Below are 20,092 nucleotides of genomic sequence, written 5' to 3'. Positions count from 1 at the left end.
GGAGAGATTGTGTAATGGAACTGGAAGAAATCGCTCAGGAATTAGAAGAATCGGTGGAAGAGCTGATCCGCAGAGGAAATGGGAAGGCCGGCATGGTTCTTGTTGTTGGGTGCTCGACCAGTGAAATTCTGGGGAACCGTATCGGGACCGGCGGTTCCATGAAGCTGGCCCATGAATTATATTCCGTGGTTCGCAAAGTAACCAAAAAACACAAGATCATTCTGGCAGCGCAGTGCTGCGAACATCTGAACCGGGCCCTTGTCGTGGAAGAAAAGGCCATGGAGAAATTCGGCTGGCAGCAAGTGACAGTGCGTCCGGTGGAACACGCCGGCGGTGCCTGGGCAACACAGGCCTATGAACAGCTGTCCCATCCGGTCGTCGTGGAAGAAATCAAAGCTGATTTGGGCCTTGATATCGGCCAGACCTTGATTGGGATGCACCTGAAGCGGGTAGCGGTACCGGTGCGCCTTTCCCGCAAAACACTTGGAAAGGCTGTACTGACGGCTGCTTATACGCGTCCGCCTCTGATTGGCGGTGCCCGTGCCGTATATCCTGATAAGAAAGAAAAATAAAATTCCAATCATATTTTGATGCAGTATAGTTCGAGATAAGCATAAAGGAGAAAACGAAAATGCAAATTCGCGTTGTAGATCACCCGCTCATCAAGGAAAAAATGACCCGTCTGCGTGATAAGAATACCGCCCCGAAAGACTTTCGTCAGCTGCTTGACCAGATTGCACAGCTGCTGCTTTTTGAAGTGACGAAGGACATTCCTGTCCGCCGTACGAAAGTAGAGACTCCTCTCGCCGAAACGACCGGGTATGAACTGGCCGTATCCGGCATCACGGTGGTGCCGATTTTACGTGCCGGTCTTGGTTTCCTGGATGCCGTGATGGACCTTATCCCGGAAGCAAAAGTGGGGCATATCGGTCTGACCCGTGATGAGAAGACCCTGGAACCGATTAAGTATTACTGCAAGATTCCGAAGGACAAGGATGCTGAAATCATCCTCATTGACCCGATGCTTGCGACGGGCGGCAGTGCCGAAGCAGCTATTACGATGCTGAAGCAGGAAGGCTACAAGCATTTCCGTTTCATGTGCCTCGTAGCAGCTCCAGAAGGTGTGGAACTCGTCAATAAAAAACATCCGGAAGTGCCGATCTATACGGCTGCCCTTGATGATCATCTGAATGAAGATGGCTACATCGTACCGGGACTGGGCGATGCCGGTGACCGGGTATTTGGTACATTGGAGTAAAATTTATGGATAGACCTGACTGGGACTCATATTTTATGGAAATTGCCGAAGTCGTTTCCAAGCGTTCCACCTGTCTGCGGCGCAAAGTCGGTGCCGTGCTGGTCAAGGATCGTCAGATTCTGGCTACCGGTTATAACGGGACACCGAAAGGGCTGCCTCACTGCGAGGAAGTCGGGTGCCTGCGGGAAAAGCTGCATGTGCCCAGCGGGCAGAACCACGAACTCTGCCGCGGCATCCATGCGGAACAGAATGCTGTCATCCAGGCTGCTGTGAACGGAGTATCGACGCTCGGTGCCACGCTGTACTGTACGCACCAGCCCTGCGTAGTTTGTTCAAAAATCCTGATTAACGCAGGAATCAAGCGGATTGTCTATGCGCATCCGTATCCGGACAAGCTGGCTCAGGAAATGCTGGCAAGTGACAAGCAGCTGAAATTGGAAATCTTCACTCCCAAGGAAAATAAGAAATAGTAACAAGGGGCTGTGAAATAATGCACACACATTATTTCACAGCCCCTTGTCGCTTTCCTATTTCCGCCGTCTGCAGCCCGCATTCCGCCTGTGGACGAAAAATGACAAAGCTTTTTTCTACAAACTTATAAAAATTTAGGGTACCTGCTAAATTTCAGCCTTTATATCATATTTTATTTGAATCAAAAGCTTTAACACACTCTTGCAGGCGAGGCTAAATGCCATAAGCCAAATGCCAAAAGCGCTTTTTATTTTTCACAGTCCCTTTTATTGTTTGAATCAAGACGGATACCCGCACGATTGTACTATCCGCTGTTCACTAATCGCTATCCATTTTATTATTCTCCAGTGCCTGCAGGAGTATATCCACGTTCTCCGTATCATACTCAATCTGCTCGGACCAGCGGCGCATGGCTTCCAGCGGATTTCCTGTCAAGGCAGCTTTCAGGAAGATATAGTCCGTGCTTTCCTTAGCATACCGGGCGACATCTTCGGGCTCGTAAACCAAACATTTATCGAGTTGGCGGTACAGAATAAATTGGTAGAGCCGGTCAAAAAGACTCTTATCATAGGATGTCTTATACTTTTTCGCTTTGTCCGTTAGCTGAGCTCCCATTTGGGGCAGCGATTTCATTTCCTCTGTCCAGGCCGTGTCAATCGGTTCCGTGGCGGCAAGGCGGGAAAGCAGTGCCTTATAGTAGTCCGTGCCGATTTCCGGTATATAATGACAGCTTTCCGGCGATAGGTCCAGATCCATATCTTGGAGCAGCGCTTCGAAGGAAAGGCGGCGTCCCGTATCTTCTTCGGTAAACTGCAGAGGGCCTTCTAAGCCGGCAAGGATTTCACAGGTTTCTTCACAGCAAAGACCGGTGCCGCAGAGAATATAGTCTTCCACATAGGTAAAAAAGCGAGGATGGACTGTGCAGATGTCACATAGCTTATCTTCGCCGAGTTCCAAAATGATTTCGCAGAGGCCGTCTTTTCTTAAAAAATGACAGAAGCCTTCACGATTCAGCTTAAAATAGCAGCCATCTTCGTTTTTGCCGATGGCCTTTTTCAAACGTTTTCCCAAGTCGCCCTTGAGGGAAAGATAATAAGCAGCCGTGTCATCGTCGATATCGATTTCCCAGGTCTGGCAGCACGTGTGGCGGCAGTTTCCGGCTTTGCATACAAAGTCATTAAAACCGTCGGGAATGATGGAAATCATAGTCGTACCTCTCTTTTAGGATATTTGCTTCATTATACTACAGGTTCATGGGGCAAATGACAAGGAATGCCATGCTGAATTTGTTCTTGCGGACAGTTTTCCTGAAATCTTTAAAAAAAGTAAAAAAATTACGTGCGAAATGGTTAAAAATGGCGTAAAATGTATTAGAATGTACCTGCAAAAGATACGATTTTTTGTTGTTATTGCGGGAGCATCATGGTAAAATAAACGTTGATTAAATTTTTTGTTTTTTGTTCCTTGAGGGTAGGGAACTTGGAGTGTGAGGATTTTATGATAGTTAGAAATTCAGATCGTGACTTAATGGAAGCTTCTAAGAATTTTCCTTATAAGACGCGCGCCGGCGGAGCTACGGTTACGGTGTTTGTGCCGTATGACTGCAAGAACAATTGCCCCTTCTGCGTGAATAAGGAAGAATATGCAGACTGCACCGGATTTTCTCTGGATGCTATCTGCAAGAGTATTGACCGCATGAATGCACTGACCCCGTACTGTGATTTTGTGTTTACAGGCGGCGAACCGCTGGCCAATCTGAAGAGCCTGCAGAAGATGCTGGATCATGTGCCTGAGACGCACCATATCTACATCAATACGACGCTGCCGGTTTCCAAGGACCAGACGGAAGAAGAGGTTCTTGATTTTATGAGACGGAATGCACACAAGATCAGCTGTGTCAATATTTCCCGTCATATGCAGCATTTTGTACAGGAATCCAACGACAGCCTGCTGGCCAAGCTGCCGGTTAAATTCCGTATCAACTGCGTCCTGTACAAGAACTATCCGGAAGATCAGTTGATTCCGTTTATGGAACGGTTCCGCAAGGTGCATGCACCTTCTATTCAGTTCCGTTTTGACTACACGGAAACTACGCCGGATAACCTCTATGATCAGGCAGGAGACAAAATTCTGCACAGCCTGAAGAAAGTCGCCGATTATACGGGCCTTGACGGCTGCCGTATGCGCTGTGGTTTCCATTTCCGCTATAAGGATCTGGAACTGGTTTACCACAAGACACTGCCGTACAGCACGATTTTTGAAAAGGATGAAAATGGCACGATGTATGCCATTCTGTATGATATCCTGATTAAACAAACCGGCCGTATTGATTCCGACTGGGATGGCACTGTCATGGATGTCGACAAGTATGCTCATGTTACCTTCGAACCGTATGATCTGAAGTGGCTCGAAAGAGTCCCCAGAAAGCAGATGGAAGAAGCGGAAGAGAGCGTTATCTTTGAAGGGGCTGCCTGCTCCGCATCCTGAGACGAAAAAAACTCTCCAAAGGAGGGAATGCATCATGGAAAAAGAACGTTTTAAGATTGCCGTGATTGCCGGTGACGGGATTGGCCCCGAAGTGCTGGCAGAAGGTGTCAAGGTTCTCAAGGCAGTTGCAGCGCTGGATGGTACGTTTGAATTCGATTTTACGTATTTTCCCTGGGGCTGTGAATATTACCTGAAGACGGGGAAGATGCTTCCCGATGATGGTATTGAAACGCTGAGTCATTTCGATGCGATTTATCTGGGTGCCGTGGGGTATCCCGGCGTACCGGATCACATTTCCCTGCGCGGGCTGCTGCTCCGCATTCGTCATGACTTTGACGAGTACGTCAACCTGCGTCCGGTGAAGCTCCTCAAGGGCGCTCCTTGCCCGCTTGCCGGTGTCAGGGAAGGCGACATTGATATGGTCTTTATCCGTGAAAACAGCGAAGGCGAATATGCAGGCGCCGGCAGCTGGCTGTACCCGGGAACGCCGCGGGAAACGGTTATCCAGGACAGCGTGTTCTCCCGCTTTGGATGTGAACGCATCATGCGGTATGCCTATGAAATGGCACGCCGTGAACATAAAACGCTGACGAGTATCAGCAAGGGAAATGCCTTGAACTATTCCATGGTATTCTGGGATCAGATCTTCAAGGAACTGGGCGAGCAGTATCCTGATGTGGAAACGCACTCTTACCTTGTAGACGCAGCAAGTATGTTTATGGTCAAGGACCCTAAGCGGTACCAGATTGTCGTCTGCTCCAATTTGTTCGGGGATATCCTGACTGACCTGGGTGCTGCCATTTCCGGCGGAATGGGACTTGCGGCCGGGGCAAACCTGAATCCGGAACGGAAGTATCCGTCCATGTTTGAACCGATTCATGGCAGTGCGCCGGATATTGCCGGACAGGGCAAGGCAAATCCGCTGGCTTCGATTTGGTCGGCCAGTCAGATGCTTGATTTCTTCGGCAAGAAGAAATGGGGCAGCAAGCTCCTGAATGTGATTGAAGAAATGCTCGTGGAGAAGCGCGTATTGACGCCGGATCTGGGCGGCACGGCTTCTACCTGCGAAGTGGGTGATGAAGCTGTCAGAAAGCTGGAAAGCTGAATTTCTGATGGCATCTTTGTTGACTGAAAGAGGCAGAAACGGGCTGAACCTGTTTCTGCCTCTTATTTTATAAAAGCATTGAAGTAAGGTAGAAAGGAAGAATGCATGATGAATTTGGAAGAAGCAAGAAAAAAGATCGATGCCATTGACCCGCAGCTGAAAAAGCTCATTATGGAGCGCATGGACTGTTCTTTGGAAGTAGCCAAAGCCAAACAGGCAAAAGGGGAGACTACAATCTATCGTGCTGATCGGGAAAAAGCCATCCTGGATCGTTTGTCCGAAGGCGTTCCCGAAGACCGTCTTGCCGAATATCTGGCAGTCGTAAAAAAGATTATGGAAACGAGCCGCATGTATCAGTACGGTCTGCTTTTTGATTGGAATCCGGGGCTTTTCGATGAGCTTGCCGAAGGAATCGATGTAACGCCGGGCGGATACCGCGTCAAAGTCCGTCTGACCCGTCCAAATCAGCCGAACGCCATGAGCAGCATTCTCAGTATGGTGGGCGATTATGGCTATAACATGCAGTATATGGAGCTTTTGAGCTTCAATAATAATGAGCGTACAGTGACGTTTGACCTAACCATATTGGGTGATTTGAGTGAGACTCACATGAAAAAACTGATGTTCCAGCTCTCCAGGGAAAGTCAGGAATTTAAAATCCTGGCGAACGAGAGAAAAGAGGGGTCTGAGGCATGACAAAGTCGAAGAAAGATACCTTATGGATGCTGATTTCCCTCGCCGCCGGGTTTGCAGTTTCACAAATTCCGGCTCAGGCACCGCTGACGCAGGAAGGTATGTGTGTGCTGGGCATTTTCCTGTCGTCCCTCATGATGTGGATCACGATTTCCATCAGCTGGCCGAGTCTTATCACACTGCTGCTTCTGGGATTTCTTCCGCATATCGGGTTCCCTGCCGTGTTTAAAGGTGCTTTCGGGAACGTTACGGTCGCGTTTCTGCTCTTTACTTTTGTCCTGGTGTATCCTTTGTCCAAGACAAATTTTGTCCGGCGCTGTACCGTGGCCTTTATCACGAACAGCATAGCCCGGAGGGGTCCCTGGTATTTTGTGGCATTTCTGCTGTTTTCCGTCACGTTCATGGGACTTTTCATTTCCCCGTCCGTGCTGTTTGTGGCGTTTATGCCTTTTCTCGAAGATATCTATAAAGTTCTTGAGATAGAGAAGGGCAGTCCGACCGGCAACATGCTGATGCTGGGCACGGCTTTCTGCATCAGCCTTTCTTCCGGGATGACGGCCATCGGACATGTGTGGCCGACCCTCGCCATCGGGTACTACAAGGCTGCCACCGGGATAGATGTAAATCAGTTCCAGTATATGGCTGTCGGCATTCCGACGGGCATCCTGCTGGTACTTCTTCTCCTGGCCGTTTTCAGGTGGATTTACCGTCCTTCCGATATCCATGATATGGACCTCAAGAAAGCAATGGCGCTGCGCGATATGGTGCCGAAAACGACGAAGAAAGAGGTCATGGTGCTCAGCGTGCTGGCACTTACAGTACTTCTCTGGGTCGGCCCGAGCCTTGTGAAGGGTATCGCACCCGGCTTTTACAAAGTGGTAAGTAAATGGACGACGGCTATGCCGCCGCTTTTGGGCTGTATTTTATTCTTTGTATTGAAAGACGACGGAAAACCGATTCTGAACTTCCAGGAAGCTGTTTCCAAGGGCATCCTGTGGGCTGCTATCCTGATGACGGGCTCTGCTACTATGCTGGGCAGTGCCCTTACCAACAATACGATGGGCATTAAAGCCTGGCTGAGCGCCATGCTGGGACCTGTAGCCGCGGGACTTTCCGTGCAGGGCGTCATTCTGTTCTTCTTTACCTGGTGTATCCTCGAAACGAACTTCTCGTCCAATATCGTGACGACGACAGTCGTTACGGCCGTGGCACTTTCTGTGCTGCAGGCACTGCCTGCGGGAACGGTGGCCATCGGCGCAGTCATCTGTCTCATCGGTTTTGGTGCGGCAATCTGCAATATGACTCCGGCAGGGCAATCTACCATTAATACGGTAGCCATCAGTTCGGGGTGGACAACGGCCCGGGATATGTTCGTCTGGGGCGGCGTATTTTCCATTCTGGCCCTTCTTGTCATGAGCTTTGTAGGTTATCCGCTGGCCTCCGTAATTATCGGCTGACACGCTGAATTTTGCGGTGACAGCGTAATCCGTCAGAATCTCCTATGGAAATTCTGACGGATTTATTTTTGTAGAATGAATAGTGTCAGCAGCTTGTGGGCCTGTGCTTATTTGCAGCTGTAATTGATTTTTCACCATCTTTCTACCTGATATGTTATAATGTTTCCGTTAAACTAAGGAATGCTGGAGAAGGAAATTATGGAATTTTATGTACTTGTTTTGATGTTGTCACTGACGTCGTTTGCCCTGGCAATTATTGTCTATGGTTTCTGCCTGAAAGTTTTCGGCATGAGAACTCTTTTTGGCAAGATTGCTCCCTGGGTGCTGATCCCACTAATCGTCATCAGCTATGATTTTATGCTGCTTGCGCGTCAGGGTGTTTCCCGTATCGTGCTTTCGCTTATTCCTGTTGCTGCCGTTGCCGGTTTGGTTCTTTATTACAAAATAGCCCATGGCAGTGATGACCTTCTGGAACCCCATGAAATGGCAGCCCAGAAGAAAGTGAGTAAAAAATCCCTGAAACACGCTGAAAAAGTGCGTCAGCGCGAAGCAAAACGCCAGGAAGAAATTGCCCGGCGGCTTGAAAAAACAAAGAAATAAAGGGAAGTATGAAGGCAGCACGAATAATATTCACTGAGGAAGAAAAAAAGACGGGGGTGTTATTATGTTTAAAAAGATTCTGGTACCGGTCGATGGATCTGAAACTTCCTGGAAAGCTTTGGAAGCGGCCCGCGTATTGGCAGATAAGTTTAGCGGCGAAATGGTTGTTTTGACTGTGACCGTGCCTTACAGCAGTGTCAGCCTGCTGCAGGTCGCTATGGACCAGGATGTCATCGACCGCAACAACGAGAGAATTGATGAGGCGGGCGACGCGATTCTGCAGACGGCCAGAGAGAAGATGCAGGACTTCAAGGGCCATGTGACATTTGAAAAGGAATCCGGTAATGCTGCCGAAACCATCCTTGATATTGTCAGTGCCGAGAAGTGCGATGCTGTCGTTATCGGCAGCCGCGGCCTGTCCGGCGTGGAAGAATTCTTCCTGGGCAGCGTCAGCTCAAAAGTTTCCCAGTATGCAGACGTACCTGTATTTATCATAAAATAAAAACGAGAAGGACCGAAATAGCTGAGGTGATTTGCTTCACTGTTTCGGTCTTTTTGTGTTTTGACGCCGTTAGGGCCCCTGATGGACTAGGCGCGGAAAAAGAGACAGTTCATGTCGGGCATAGAAAAGCGACAGAAAAAGAATTGAAAAGGTTCAATTTTGTCAGATATAAAAATTTTTTGACCCATTTCTGACCGGCACAGCCAAAGTCGTTGAAATTTTGCTTACAATGGCAGATTATCGGGGATTTTGGCTATGTTTCCAATGTGTTGCAGTGCCTCTTGTGAAACGAAAATAATACTTTATAAAATTTTTTCAAAATTTTCATAAAAAATTAAAGGGTTTTATGCGGGTCATGGAGAAGAAAGAAAATAACGAGATGTGACCGTAAATCTATTTTGGGAGGTGGTTGTATATGTTCGAAAAGATTCTCGTACCGGTTGATGGGTCCGAAACTTCCTGGCGTGCCATGGAAGAAGCAAGACAGCTGGCAGAAGCCTTTAAGGGCGAGTTGGTTGTAATCAACGTAGTTCAGCCCTATAACAATGCAGCTCTGCTGGTAGTTCCTCTGGATCAGGCGACAATCAGCCAGGGAAATGCCGAGTTAACCAAACTGGGCAACAGTGTGCTTGAAACGGCAAAAGAAAAGATGAAGGACTTCAAGGGCAAGGTTGAATTTATCCTGGAAGTGGGACATCCTTCCGAGAGAATCCTCGCAGTCAGCAAGGACAAGAACTGCACGGCTATCGTCATCGGCAGCCGCGGCCTTTCTGGCATAGCAGAGTTCTTCTTAGGCAGTGTCAGCTCGAAGGTTTCTCAGTATGCAACCGTACCAGTCCTGATTGTGAAGTAAAAGGTGCGGGCTGAGAAAGCAGGAGGTGTATGTGTCTATGATTAACAAGATTTTGGTTCCTATTGATGGTTCTGAGATTGCAATGAGAGCCATGGATTTCGCAATTGAGATGGGCAGTAAGTTTAATTCCCAGATTATTGTACTCAACGTAGATATTCCGTACGATCTCAGCCGGATTAAACCTCCGCTGAAGGATAAAGACGGCAACGTAGTGGAATCCGCACAGCTTTCTCCGCTGGAAGCAGCTGAAAAGAGAGCTAAAAAGAGCGGATATGACCGGATTTCCTTCAAGAAGTACGTCGATATCGACCCGGCGGAAAAAATCGTGGAAGCCGCTCAAAAGAACGATGTGGACCTGATTGTGATGGGTAACCGCGGCATGGGCGTGCTGGCCGGTTTCTTCCTGGGCAGTGTCAGCACAAAGGTTTCCCAAAGTGCACCTTGCCCGGTTACGATTGTGAAGTAAGAGCATTAATGAACAATTGAAAAGCGGGATGAGCCGCCTTTGGAAAGGAGGGGGAAGTCGCAGCGGAACTGGAGTACCGTATCGGCTTCTCCCTTTTTGTCAGTAATCGGAGGTGGATTGTATGTTTAAGAAGATCCTGGTTCCTGTAGATGGTTCCGCAACATCCTGGAAAGCGCTTGAAACAGCGGAAAAATTGGCGCAGACATTTAAGGGTGAGCTGCTTGTTGTTCACGTGGTCCAGACCTATAACAGTGCTGAACTCTACGTAAACGGCCTGGAAGCGGGAACGCTCTCAGCAGAAAATAATCAGATTACGATGATTGGCAGCCGCATTTTGGAGACGGCCAAAGCAAAATTGCAGGGATTTACAGGGAAGGCTGACTTTGCTCTGGAAGTAGGTCATCCGGCGGATCGGATTGTCGAAGTTGCCAAGGAAAAGGGCGTGACGGATATCGTCATCGGCAGCCGCGGCCTGTCAGGTATTGCGGAATTCTTCCTCGGCAGTGTGAGCTCGAAAGTATCTCAGTATGCTGCAGTGCCGGTATTGATTGTAAAATAATATCGGCTTTTCGTAAAAGGAGGGGTCGTATATGTTTAAAAAGATTCTTGTTCCAGTTGATGGTTCTGAGCCTGCCTGGAGGGCACTTGCAACCGCAGAAGATCTGGCAAAAACATATCATGGAGATTTGATTGTGCTCCACGTTATTCAAAAAATGAGCATGACGGGCCTTGTTCTGAGCGCCAATAACGCATCCATTCAGACAGAAAGTCCGAACGTCAGTGCTTCCAAGATTGGTAAGATGATTATCGATACGGCTAAAGACAAACTGGCAGGATTTACCGGGAAAGTTGAATACGAAATGGAATTTGGCAACCCGGCTGAGACGGTCATTGAAAAAGCAAAAGAAAAAGACGCTTCCGTCATCGTTATTGGCCGCCGCGGCCTTTCCGGTGTGGAAGAATTCCTGCTCGGCAGCGTCAGCAGCAGGGTCGTAGAGTATTCGGATGTTCCTGTTGTAGTCGTGAAGTAAGGCTTTACGGTGAGTACATAAGCGTACTTCCCATTTTACGGTTACATAGTGAAAGCCGGTTCCCAAGATTCATCCGGGAACCGGCTTTCCGAGTTTTTGGCCTTAAGTGCGGGAGCATGCTTCTGTCTTGTTTCCTTTTTTATGCAAAATTGCTGAAGCGATTTTGCTTCCACGGGCGACCCGCGGCCAGCGACCTGCGTAAAAGGGACTGTGAGATAATGCATGTGCATTATTTCACAGCCCCTTTTTTAATTATTATTTCTTTACAAGACGGGCGCGTGCTCTCTTGTGGAGAATGGTCAGCGTGACAAGCAGCATGATGATGCCTGCAGCAATCGTCAGAACCGCGCTGCCGCCGGAGAAACCGGCTACGAGGTAGCTGATAAGGCAGCAGAAGGCTACGACAACAGCGTAAGGAATCTGGGTGCTGACGTGCTTGATATGTTCACATCCGGCTCCGGAAGACGAAAGAATCGTCGTATCGGAAATCGGGGAACAATGGTCGCCGAATACGGAACCTGCCAGGGTAGCAGCGAGGGTAACCGTCATAATCTGAGCAGGAGCGGCCTTGCAGATGAAGACAACAATTGGAATGAAAATGCCGAACGTGCCCCAGGCTGTTCCGATGGAGAAGGAAAGTCCTGCAGCAACCAGAAATACGATGGCAGGGATGAGCTGAATCGGCAGATGGCTCGTCTGAACCAGCATACCGATGTATTTGCCGGTACCGAGGTAATTCTGGCAGAGGGAACCAATGGTCCAGGCAAGGCACAAAATGATATAAGCAGGTACCATCGTGTTGATACCGGCCCCAATGTTGCTCATGAAATCACGGAACCCAATCAGTTTGCGCGGTACGAACATCAGAAAAGCAAGTACCAGTGCCAGGAAACCGCCAAGTACGAGAGCGGCGGAAGAGTTGCAGTTGCCGATAGCTTCCTGCAGTGTGATGTCTTTAGCCCAGTAGCCGCCGTTATAGATCATGGCGAGAATCGTGAAGACAATCAGACCGCCGATTGGAATAATCAAATCCCAGACCGTACCTTTGGAGGAAATCATCGGATTTTTTGTATCTGTACCCTGATCCACGGCACCGACATTCCCTGTCTGTTCGGCTTCCCATTCTGCGTCAGCCATAGGACCGAATTCCAGATCGGTAAAAGAAAGCGCCATGACCATGAAAATAGAAAGAATGGCATACATGTTGTAAGGGATTGTTGCAAAGAAAGCAGACAGTTCGTTGGAGAAAGCACCCGTTTCATAAAGGGTGGAGCCGACAGCTGCAGCCCAGCTGGAAACCGGGGCAATGATGCAGACCGGCGCTGCCGTCGTATCAATGATATAAGCCAGCTTAGCCCGGGAAATTCTGTATTTATCCGTTACCGGCTTCATGACCGTACCGACTGTCAGGCAGTTAAAATAATCATCGATGAAAATTAAGATGCCAAGAAAACTTGTTGCCAGTTCAGCCGAACGTTTGGATTTAATGTGCTTGGTGGCCCATTGCCCGTAAGCCTGGGAACCGCCGGCACGCGTTACGACGCAGACAAGTGCGCCCAGAAGCGCGAGAAACAGAATAATGTTAAATTTGTCAGGCGTGCCTACTGTTTTAGCCATTACTTCAAAAGGGAAGGCGGCAATTTCCACAAGGCTGGCACCGGTTGCCAGGGAGTATATCAATCCGCCGGAAAGAATTCCCAGTACCAGTGAAGAAATGACTTCTTTGGTGAGGAGTGCCAGGGTAATTGCAATGACAGGCGGGACCAAAGATAGGATACCAACATCGACAGGTTGTACATTCATAAACAAAACTCCTTTACTTTTACGACTTTATTCACATATATGCGTACATTTTACCATATTTTCTGGAAAAATCTTCAAAAATTTGTTATTATTTTCTCATATAGATTTTATAGAAAATCTATACTAACTATTATTTTTTGGGAAGTGATGAGGAGATGGAAAGTTTATTTGCATGGATCAACTCGATCCTGAAGTTCGTAGGTCCACTCTCAGACTTCTTCTGGGACGTACCTACCATGGTGCCCGCCTATAAGTCCATTCCGATCCTGGGGAGCTTTTCCCTGGCAATTATTGTGCTTATTGGCAGCGGTATTTATTTTACCCTGCGGCTGCATTTTATCCAGCTGACGCATTTGCCGCACGCCATTTCGCTTATGGTGAACAAAAGAAAGGCAAAAACGGGGATTTCGCCTTTTGCTGCTTTCATGCTCAGCTCGGCTATGCGTGTAGGTCCCGGCAATATCCTGGGAGTAACCGGTGCTATCTCGGTAGGTGGCCCGGGTGCCATATTCTGGATGTGGGTCTCCGGCTTTTTTGGTATGGCAACGGCCTTTGTCGAAGCTACGCTGGCTCAGCTCTTTAAGGAAAAGAACGGTAATACCTTTGTCGGCGGTCTTCCTTTCTACGGGGGCGCTATCCTCAATTCCACCCACGTGGCCGGTGTCCTTCTGTCCCTGCTGTATATTTTCTATGCACTGGGGTGCCTGCCGGCACAGGGTTTCAACGTCGTTTCCTCGATTGGTATGATGGCTGAAATTGCCACCGGTTCCAAGATTGCCACTAACTCTGCTTTCTACTATGTGGTTGCTGCTATCGTTCTTACGTTTACGGCTGTCATGACATTCGGCGGTATTCGCAAGGTCACCGCTGTCACGGATAAGATGGTGCCTGTCATGGCCATTGTTTATGTGGCGGCTACGGTTGTTCTTATTGCGTTAAACGTACAGACCGTACCGTATTTCTTCCAGGCTGTATTTGAAGGTGCATTTCATCCTGACGCTGTCTTCGGCGGCCTGATCGGGATTGCTATTGTGCAGGGCGTTAAGCGCGGCCTGATGTCTAACGAAGCTGGTCAGGGCACCATTACGATGTCCGCCGCTTCTGCCGATACGGATCATCCTTGTGAACAGGGCCTGCTGTCCGCCCTCGGCGTTTTCCTGGATACGCACATCATCTGCACGATGACAGGCTTTATCGTCGTCATGGCTCACGTCTGGACGGTAGATCCGGCTGCCTGGAAAGCCGCCGGCAAATTGCCGAAATATATTATGTCGCTGTCTCAGCTGACTCCGGATCCGACTATGAACGCAGTCATCAACTTCGTGCTGACACTCTGCTTCTGCCTCTTTGCTTATACCTGCCTTGTCGGTATGATTACCTTCCCTGAAATCGCATCGGCTCGTATCAGCAAGAGTTCCGCTTTTATTACGGTTATCCGGATTCTCTGCCTCGTGGTCGCTGTCTTCGGTGTTCTCGTCAATATTGCAGGCTATGACCTCGGCAACCTGTGGGCGTTCTCCGACTTGGCCAATATTATTATGTGCTATGCCAACATTCCGCTGCTGTACCTCGGCTTCAAGTATGTACTGAAGGCGAAGGAACATTTCGTCAGCGGTTCGGAAGAACCTTTCGACGGCAAGCTGATTGGACGCGAGTTGCCGTGCTGGCCGAAGGAAAAGTAAGATTTTGACAGACTGAAACCTATTTGAAGTTTGGTCGGATTGTAAAAATTAAAAAGGAGCCGTGAAACAATGTGTTTTTGCTTCACGGCTCCTTTGCTGTATTTTTCACTTATTTTACATTACGAAACAAATGGCGAATATCCGGGTACCACTAGTAATAATACCGGCTGATGGATAAGATAAATGAGAAGGGAGTGTTTCCCGATTACACTGAGAGGAGGACAGTCCGCAGTAAAAATGGCAGGCAGTTCGTTTTCTTTCAGGAGCGCCCGTCCCAGAAAATAACCGGCTGAGAATAAGAAAATCCACGGAATCAGCGGAAAGTAATCGGCCGAGATAAAGTTTTTATACGGAAATCCCAGGAAGGCTCCCCAAAGTCCATGCGTGTAAAGAGAAGGCGGCAGAACGGGGCCGGTAAGGCGTTCGAAGCCCAGAAGGCCGAAGGGAACATTTCTTGAAACGGCAAATAAAAGCAGTGACAGGAAAAAAGCAGTTCCCGCAGAGAGAGAAGTCCTGTTTCCGAATGCAGGCATAATGAGTGTCGCTGCGCCCAGAAAAAAGAGCACGCCGAACCAAATCGGATCTTCAGGCATGAAGAGGGTTGTTACCGCAGTAATCATCATACCAAGAGCCGTCAGGAGCAGCGCCTTTTTGAGGGCTGCGGTTCTTTTTTTACCACGTTGAGCGAGGGTCAGGGAAAAACCGCTGATAAAGATAAAGGCCCAGCAGATACTCTGCTGCCAGATGTACCCCGGTGTACTCGTATATCCCGGCAGATAGCGGCCGCTGAGATAGACCAGATCCCAGCAGTAATGGTACAGTACCATGGATACCAGGGAAAATCCCCGAAGGGAATCGATGAGAGCATAACGCATAAAAGGCACCTCAATGATGGAATGTGCTCTTATTGTAAAACAATTTTTTAGAATAAAGAAGGGGGCTGTGAAATATGCACGTGCATTTTTTCACAGCCCCTTCGCAGGTCGCTGGCCGCGGGTCGCCTGTGGAAGAAAAATTGCCAGGGCATTTTTCTTTGAACTTATAAAAATAAAACCTGAAATTTAGGTTAACTGCAAAATTTCAGGTTTTATATCATGTTTTACTTTAATCAAAAGCTTTAATACACTATTGCAGACGAGGCTAAATGCTATAGGCCAAATGCCAAAAGCGCTTTTTGTTTTTTCACAGTCCCCAAAGTTGATAGCTAATAGCGGAAAACAGTGATTAGTATCTAGTTCAATCGTGCGAGCAGATTCATAGCGTATTTTGATAAAGATTACAGCTGCAGGTAGTTTTATTCACTGCAAACCGCCTCCCGGTTTGCTTCCTACAGTGCGACCTGCGCCCTGCGGCCAGCGACCCGCGAAAAAAAGACTGTGAAACAATGATTGCACTGTTTCACAGTCTTTTTTATTTTTACTTACCTGCGGCAACTTCTCTCAGAGCCTTGCCCATGCGGCGGATACCTTCTTCGATGCGGTCATCCGGCATGTTGGAGAAGTTGATTCTCATATGAGAGTCGGTCTTCTGGGTCGGATAGAAGAATTCGCCCAGTACACCGGCAACGTTCTGTTCGATGCACTTATCGAATACCTTGCGTGCACTTACACCTTTCGGGAAGGTCAGCCACAGGAACAGGCCGCCTTCAGGATGGGTCCAGGTGGTGCCGTCAGTGAATTCTTTTTCCATAGCCTTGATGATGACATCACGGCGATGTCTGTACAGGTCGTTGATTTGCTTTACATGGTCATCCAGGCTGAATTCATCCATGTAATAATCAATGATGGCCTGGTCAAAAGCAGAGGAGTGCAGGTCAGCACTTTGTTTTACTTTGACAAATTCGGTCATGATCTTCGGATCGGCAGACAGCCAGCCAACACGCAGTCCAGGGCAGAAGGTCTTGGAGAAAGTGCCCATGCCCATGACCTGACCGCGCTTATCCATGCTGAGCAGGGACGGCAGCGTAGTGCCTTCATAACGCAGTTCACCGTAAGGGTTATCTTCCAGTACAGCTACGTCATATTTCTTTACAACTTCCATGAACTGTTTACGGCGTTCCAGGCTCCAGCAGATACCGGTCGGGTTCTGGAAGTCGGTGATGACGTAAATCAGTTTTGCATTCGGCGTGGAAGCCAGAATCTTATCGAGTTCTTCCGGAATCATGCCTTTATCATCGGTCGGTACTTCCTTGAACTGGCATTCATAAGCTTTGAAAGCGTTGATAGCAGCCAGATAGGTCGGAGCTTCCATCAGGACGTAATCGCCCGGGTTCAGAAAAACTTTACCGGCCATATCAAGGTTCTGCTGGGAACCGGTGGTAATCAGAATGTTGTCCTTGGTCAGGGAAGATTTATAAATGCGGTTCATGCGGTCAGCAATCTTCTGGCGCAGGGTGGGACGGCCTTCAGTCGTGGAATACTGCAGGACTTTGCGGCCTTCTTTAGCGCAGACTTCCTGACTGACTTTGGCAATTTCATCTACAGGGAAAAGTTCAGGGGCAGGCAGACCGCCGGCAAAAGAAATGACTTCCGGACGTTGAGTAACTTTAAGAATTTCTCTTACGGCAGAAGCCTGCATACCTTTCATTCGATTGGCTAAACGATACTCCATAATTTGACAACCTCCTGATATATACGGGACTTATGTACACACACTGTGTCTACACCCTCATTAAATATAGTGAATATACTCTATCACCTTGCTGTACAATCGTCAAGATTTTACAAAAGTTTACCTTGAATCTGTAACGGAAAATACAAAAAATGTTAAAAAATCGACAAATTTAATAAAAAATTACTACCCGTGGCGGAATTGCAGCAGAATAATAAATTTTAAAAAGTCTTTTTGGAAAAAGACAAATGCACATGCCAAATGCATAAACAAGAAATAACAAAAAGAAAAATTCAGACAGTTCTGTAAATAATGAAACTTTGACTAATGCAGGATGAACTTAACCTGAAAGTCTGATGCCGGGTGGTACTTTCTTCCCCGAAAATAAAGATAAAGATGATATAATAGGTAAGAAATCATGCAGAAAGGGGTTTCTTATGAGAGAAAAATTCTTGATCATTGACGGCAGCAGCCTGATTCACCGGGCGTTTTTTGCGCTGCCTTCATTTACCAATCATAAAGGAATTAACACAGGCGCCGTTTATGGCTTGTGCAATATGCTTCTTAAGTTACTAACCGAAGAGCAGCCTGCATATATGGTTGTTGCTTTTGATAAATCGAGAAAGAGCTTCCGCACGGAAAAATTCGCGGATTACAAAGGGCAGCGGAGTGAAACGCCGCCCGAATTGAAGGAACAATTTCCTCTTGCCATTGACCTGCTCTCGGCAATGGGAATTACCACGCTGGAGCTGGACAATTACGAAGCCGATGATATCATCGGAACCCTGTCGCAGGCAGCTCCGGAAACGACAGACGTCATTATCGTGACCGGTGACCGCGATGAATTCCAGCTGATTAAGGATAATGTTCACGTCTACTTCACCAAAAAGGGGATTACCCAGATTGCTGACTATGACGAAAAGGCTTTTGGCGAGGAATACAGCGGCCTTGTTCCCAAACAGATTATTGACTTGAAGGGGCTCATGGGGGATACGAGTGATAATATTCCCGGCGTGCCCGGCGTAGGCCCTAAAACGGCAATGAAGCTGATTCTTCAGTATCAAAGCGTGGAGAATGTGCTGGATCATATTGATGAAGTCAAGGGAAAAAGCCTTAAGGAAAAACTGACTGCCAATAAAGATAAGGCACTTCTTTCCAAGGATCTGGCCACAATCTGCCTCACAGCACCGGTAGACACGACGCTCGATAACTATCGCCTCAAAGGTATGAGTGACCGGGGGCGGCAGCTGATGGATGACCTGGAATTCAAGAATATGTGGAAACGTTTCGTGCCCGTCCTGGGAATGGAATCGGGCTCGGATAATGATGATCCCATGAGTCTTTTTGCAGAACCTGCCGTGAAACCGGAACTGAAAAAAGTGATCATCAGCGACACGCGTGAGGCGGAGCATCTGGCGGAGCAGCTTGCCGCTGCAAAGGAACCTGTGGCACTGACCTACAAAGTTGAGGGCCCCCTGCCTGTGATGAAGCTCTCCGAACTCGATATTGTATGGGATCATCAATGCTATGAATGCCATCCCGAGCTGGCCGGCAAGGAGGCACTGCTCGGCTTCCTTGAAAACGCCGCAATTCCGAAGGCCATTGCCGACCCGAAGGAACTTTACAAATATATGATGGGCCAGAAGCGCGAACTTCGCGGGGTTCAGGAAGACCCTGCCCTGGCCGCGTATCTCTATGACCCCGGCTCTACTCATTATGACCTCAAAACTATCAGCGAAACGTACCTTCAGCCCTCTAATGGCGGCAATGCCCAGGATGTGAAGGAACTTGTTCCGGTACTGACTGAAAGACTGGAAGAACGGAAACTGACGAAACTCTACCGTGAGATTGAGCTGCCGCTGACGGAAGTCCTGGCAGAAATGGAATTTACGGGGATTACTGTCGATAAGGACATGCTTGAAGAAGTCACAAAGAGCATGAGCGCTGCCGTGAGCGAGATTGAGGCCGAGGCCAAAGAGCTCGCAGGCGAGGACATCAACCTCAATTCTCCTAAACAGCTCAGCGACCTTCTTTATGGAAAATTGGGGCTTCCTATCCCTAGAGATGCGAAAAAGACGAAGAGTGGCGGATATTCGACTAATGTATCCGCGTTAGAACAGCTCAGGGAAACACATCCCATTGTTGAAGCAATTCTTGAATACCGGCAGCTTTCCAAGCTGCTTTCAACGTACCTTGTTGCCCTGCATCCTCTGATTAATCCCGTTACGGGGCGGATTCATACCCATTTCAATCAGATGGCTACAGTGACAGGGCGGCTTTCCAGTACGGACCCGAACCTGCAGAACATTCCGACGCGGACGAAAGTCGGCCGGCAGATGCGCAAAATGTTTGTGCCGGGAGAAGGCTATGATATGCTGATGTCCTGCGACTATTCCCAGGTGGAACTGCGCGTGATGGCAAGTGTGTCCCAGGATGAAGTTCTTATCGACGCCTTTAAGCATGGACAGGATATTCACGCCCGCACGGCTTCGGAAATTTTTGGTGTGCCTCTTGAAAATGTGACGCCTGCAATGAGAAGAAAAGCAAAGACCGTCAACTTTGGTATCATTTATGGTATCAGCGATTATGGGCTCGGCAGTCGTCTTGGCGTGTCGCGAGATGAAGCTAAACTCTACATCAACAGTTATTTTGCCCGCTACACCGGTGTGAAGGCCTATATGAAACGGGAGATAGAGAAGGCGCAGAAACAAGGTTATGTGGAGACGCTTTTTGGCAGACGTCGTTACCTGCCTGATATCAATTCCGCTAATCATAATCTGCATAATTTCGCAGAACGGACGGCTATTAACACTCCGATTCAGGGGACAGCGGCCGATATCATCAAGATTGCCATGCTCCATGTCCGCGATGAACTGAAGGCTGCCGGTGTGAAGAGCCGGGTGCTTCTTCAGATACACGATGAACTCGTGCTTGAAGTACCGGCGGAAGAACAAGAAAAGGTCAGCGCCATCGTAAAGGGAGCCATGGAAAATGCCGTAAAGCTTTCTGTACCGCTAGTCGCCGATATTGCCGTCGGAAAAACGTGGGCAGAAGCAAAATGATTGCATAAGCGG

General features: G+C 48.4%; 19 protein-coding genes. 15 read left to right on the top strand and 4 right to left on the bottom strand.

Annotated features, from left to right (window positions below; translation table 11 throughout):
- Positions 1-14: 14 nt before the first annotated feature.
- The 3 genes from LKE33_12285 to LKE33_12275 are packed head-to-tail and all read left to right on the top strand — an operon-like array spanning position 15 to position 1,728.
- On the top strand, positions 15-572 hold the full coding sequence (locus LKE33_12285; GenBank protein MCH3951691.1) for a TIGR01440 family protein: 558 nt from the start codon (positions 15-17) through the stop codon (positions 570-572).
- Between the two features lie 59 nt (positions 573-631).
- On the top strand, positions 632-1,258 hold the full coding sequence (gene upp / locus LKE33_12280; GenBank protein MCH3951690.1) for a uracil phosphoribosyltransferase: 627 nt from the start codon (positions 632-634) through the stop codon (positions 1,256-1,258).
- 5 nt (positions 1,259-1,263) lie between these two features.
- Positions 1,264-1,728, top strand: a complete 465-nt coding sequence (locus LKE33_12275) for a cytidine/deoxycytidylate deaminase family protein (protein ID MCH3951689.1) — start codon at positions 1,264-1,266, stop codon at positions 1,726-1,728.
- A gap of 319 nt (positions 1,729-2,047) precedes the next feature.
- On the opposite strand, the gene fliB is transcribed toward LKE33_12275, so the two are convergent.
- The gene (gene fliB, locus LKE33_12270; protein ID MCH3951688.1) at positions 2,048-2,935 is read right to left on the bottom strand and encodes a flagellin lysine-N-methylase; all 888 of its coding nucleotides are present in this window, start codon (positions 2,933-2,935) and stop codon (positions 2,048-2,050) included.
- Positions 2,936-3,226: 291 nt separating this feature from the next.
- On the opposite strand from fliB, the gene LKE33_12265 reads away from it, so the two are divergent.
- The 10 genes from LKE33_12265 to LKE33_12220 all read left to right on the top strand — a co-directional run bounded on the left by LKE33_12265 (position 3,227) and on the right by LKE33_12220 (position 10,923).
- Positions 3,227-4,216, top strand: a complete 990-nt coding sequence (locus LKE33_12265) for a 4Fe-4S cluster-binding domain-containing protein (protein ID MCH3951687.1) — start codon at positions 3,227-3,229, stop codon at positions 4,214-4,216.
- A 34-nt stretch (positions 4,217-4,250) separates the two neighbouring features.
- Complete coding sequence (locus LKE33_12260) at positions 4,251-5,321, top strand: tartrate dehydrogenase (GenBank protein ID MCH3951686.1); 1,071 nt, start codon at positions 4,251-4,253, stop codon at positions 5,319-5,321.
- A 105-nt stretch (positions 5,322-5,426) separates the two neighbouring features.
- Positions 5,427-6,017: a chorismate mutase gene (locus LKE33_12255; GenBank protein ID MCH3951685.1), complete on the top strand. Its 591-nt coding sequence runs from the start codon at positions 5,427-5,429 to the stop codon at positions 6,015-6,017.
- A complete protein-coding gene (locus LKE33_12250) occupies positions 6,014-7,471 on the top strand; it encodes a sodium:sulfate symporter (GenBank protein MCH3951684.1) in 1,458 nt (485 codons plus the stop codon). The genes LKE33_12255 and LKE33_12250 overlap by 4 nt, the downstream gene beginning before the upstream one ends.
- A gap of 198 nt (positions 7,472-7,669) precedes the next feature.
- Positions 7,670-8,071, top strand: a complete 402-nt coding sequence (locus tag LKE33_12245; GenBank protein ID MCH3951683.1) for a hypothetical protein — start codon at positions 7,670-7,672, stop codon at positions 8,069-8,071.
- 64 nt (positions 8,072-8,135) lie between these two features.
- Positions 8,136-8,573, top strand: coding sequence for a universal stress protein (locus tag LKE33_12240; GenBank protein MCH3951682.1), 438 nt, complete (start codon positions 8,136-8,138; stop codon positions 8,571-8,573).
- Positions 8,574-8,988: 415 nt separating this feature from the next.
- Positions 8,989-9,426: a universal stress protein gene (locus tag LKE33_12235; GenBank protein MCH3951681.1), complete on the top strand. Its 438-nt coding sequence runs from the start codon at positions 8,989-8,991 to the stop codon at positions 9,424-9,426.
- Between the two features lie 37 nt (positions 9,427-9,463).
- Positions 9,464-9,892, top strand: a complete 429-nt coding sequence (locus LKE33_12230) for a universal stress protein (GenBank protein ID MCH3951680.1) — start codon at positions 9,464-9,466, stop codon at positions 9,890-9,892.
- 121 nt (positions 9,893-10,013) lie between these two features.
- Positions 10,014-10,451: a universal stress protein gene (locus LKE33_12225; GenBank protein ID MCH3951679.1), complete on the top strand. Its 438-nt coding sequence runs from the start codon at positions 10,014-10,016 to the stop codon at positions 10,449-10,451.
- Positions 10,452-10,482: 31 nt separating this feature from the next.
- Positions 10,483-10,923, top strand: coding sequence for a universal stress protein (locus LKE33_12220; protein ID MCH3951678.1), 441 nt, complete (start codon positions 10,483-10,485; stop codon positions 10,921-10,923).
- Between the two features lie 255 nt (positions 10,924-11,178).
- On the opposite strand, the gene LKE33_12215 is transcribed toward LKE33_12220, so the two are convergent.
- On the bottom strand, positions 11,179-12,726 hold the full coding sequence (locus LKE33_12215; protein ID MCH3951677.1) for a Na+/H+ antiporter NhaC family protein: 1,548 nt from the start codon (positions 12,724-12,726) through the stop codon (positions 11,179-11,181).
- A 155-nt stretch (positions 12,727-12,881) separates the two neighbouring features.
- Between LKE33_12215 and LKE33_12210 the strand changes: the two genes are divergently transcribed.
- Positions 12,882-14,408, top strand: coding sequence for an alanine:cation symporter family protein (locus LKE33_12210; protein ID MCH3951676.1), 1,527 nt, complete (start codon positions 12,882-12,884; stop codon positions 14,406-14,408).
- 119 nt (positions 14,409-14,527) lie between these two features.
- On the opposite strand, the gene LKE33_12205 is transcribed toward LKE33_12210, so the two are convergent.
- The gene (locus LKE33_12205) at positions 14,528-15,283 is read right to left on the bottom strand and encodes a DUF1624 domain-containing protein (protein ID MCH3951675.1); all 756 of its coding nucleotides are present in this window, start codon (positions 15,281-15,283) and stop codon (positions 14,528-14,530) included.
- Positions 15,284-15,824: 541 nt separating this feature from the next.
- Positions 15,825-17,018, bottom strand: coding sequence for a PLP-dependent aminotransferase family protein (locus LKE33_12200; GenBank protein ID MCH3951674.1), 1,194 nt, complete (start codon positions 17,016-17,018; stop codon positions 15,825-15,827).
- 437 nt (positions 17,019-17,455) lie between these two features.
- On the opposite strand from LKE33_12200, the gene polA reads away from it, so the two are divergent.
- Positions 17,456-20,080, top strand: a complete 2,625-nt coding sequence (polA, locus tag LKE33_12195) for a DNA polymerase I (protein ID MCH3951673.1) — start codon at positions 17,456-17,458, stop codon at positions 20,078-20,080.
- Positions 20,081-20,092: the final 12 nt, after the last annotated feature.

The sequence above is a fragment of the Acidaminococcus sp. genome (assembly GCA_022482815.1).
Classification (GTDB): Bacteria; Bacillota; Negativicutes; order Acidaminococcales; family Acidaminococcaceae; genus Acidaminococcus.
This window is presented reverse-complemented; position numbering and strand designations above follow the sequence as displayed.